The organism is Emergencia sp. 1XD21-10, from assembly GCF_009936045.1.
Lineage (GTDB): Bacteria > Bacillota > Clostridia > Peptostreptococcales > Anaerovoracaceae > Senimuribacter > Senimuribacter intestinalis.
In genome coordinates, this window is record NZ_QWEQ01000067.1 from 1 (window position 1) to 1,747 (window position 1,747).

Here is a 1,747-nt window from a genome sequence, read left to right on the forward strand (position 1 = left end):
TTCTCGATTTCTCTCTTTTCTGTGTTTGTTTCTTGTTATTCAGTTTTCAAGGTACTTTGGTCTTTCGACCTTGGTGGAGAATAAGGGGCTCGAACCCTTGACCCCCTGCGTGCAAGGCAGGTGCTCTCCCAGCTGAGCTAATTCCCCATGAACTCATAGTGTAAAAATCTCGTCTCCTTAGAAAGGAGGTGATCCAGCCGCACCTTCCGATACGGCTACCTTGTTACGACTTCACCCCAGTCATTGGTTTTGCCTTAGACAGCATATTTCCTTGCCGGCTTTGGGCACCCCCAACTTCCATGGTGTGACGGGCGGTGTGTACAAGACCCGGGAACGCATTCACCGCGGCATTCTGATCCGCGATTACTAGCAACTCCGGCTTCGTGCAGGCGAGTTGCAGCCTGCAGTCCGAACTGGGACCGGTTTTCGAGATTTGCTCCGCCTCACGACTTCGCTGCTTTCTGTACCGGCCATTGTAGCACGTGTGTAGCCCAGAACATAAGGGGCATGATGATTTGACGTCATCCCCACCTTCCTCCGAGTTGTCCCCGGCAGTCCCACTAGAGTGCCCATCTTACTGCTGGCAACTAATGGCAAGGGTTGCGCTCGTTGCGGGACTTAACCCAACATCTCACGACACGAGCTGACGACAACCATGCACCACCTGTCTCCTCTGTCCGTAGAAAAACCCGATTAAGGGTCTGTCAGAGGGATGTCAAGTCCTGGTAAGGTTCTTCGCGTTGCTTCGAATTAAACCACATGCTCCGCTGCTTGTGCGGGTCCCCGTCAATTCCTTTGAGTTTCACACTTGCGTGCGTACTCCCCAGGCGGAGCACTTAATGCGTTAACTACGGCACCGAAGTCTTGCGACCCCGACACCTAGTGCTCATCGTTTACGGCGTGGACTACCAGGGTATCTAATCCTGTTTGCTCCCCACGCTTTCGTACCTCAGTGTCAGTTACAGTCCAGAAAGCCGCCTTCGCCACTGGTGTTCCTCCTAATATCTACGCATTTCACCGCTACACTAGGAATTCCGCTTTCCTCTCCTGCACTCAAGCATCCCAGTTCGCAGGGCGAACAATGGTTGAGCCATTGCCTTAAACCCTGCGCTTAGGTTGCCACCTACGTACTCTTTACGCCCAATAATTCCGGATAACGCTTGCCCCCTACGTATTACCGCGGCTGCTGGCACGTAGTTAGCCGGGGCTTCCTCCTTGGGTACCGTCAGTTCTTCTTCCCCAAGGACAGAAGTTTACGACCCGAAGGCCTTCTTCCTTCACGCGGCGTTGCTGCATCAGGCTTTCGCCCATTGTGCAATATTCCCCACTGCTGCCTCCCGTAGGAGTTTGGACCGTGTCTCAGTTCCAATGTGGCCGTTCACCCTCTCAGGTCGGCTACTGATCGTCGCCTTGGTAAGCCGTTACCTTACCAACTAGCTAATCAGACGCAGGCCCATCCTTTGCCGATAAATCTTTGACCATCTGCTCATGTAACCAAATGGTGTTATCAGGTTTTAATCATCGTTTCCAATGGCTATCCCTGTGCAAAGGGCAGGTTGCCTACGCGTTACTCACCCGTCCGCCGCTTTCCACTGACTCCTTCAACCGAAGTATCTGTCATCAGCTTCTCGCTCGACTTGCATGTGTTAGGCACGCCGCCAGCGTTCATCCTGAGCCAGGATCAAACTCTTAATTAAATGGTATATCAAAGACTAATGTCTTAAATATCTTTCCTTAAGAAATCCTT

The 1,747-nt window shown here is 52.2% G+C and carries 1 tRNA gene and 1 rRNA gene; both read right to left on the minus strand.

The window, feature by feature from the left end:
• Positions 1–71: 71 nt before the first annotated feature.
• Positions 72–147, minus strand: a tRNA-Ala gene (locus D1151_RS16285).
• A 34-nt stretch (positions 148–181) separates the two neighbouring features.
• Positions 182–1,697: ribosomal RNA gene (locus D1151_RS16290) — 16S ribosomal RNA — on the minus strand.
• Between the last annotated feature and the right edge of the window lie 50 nt (positions 1,698–1,747).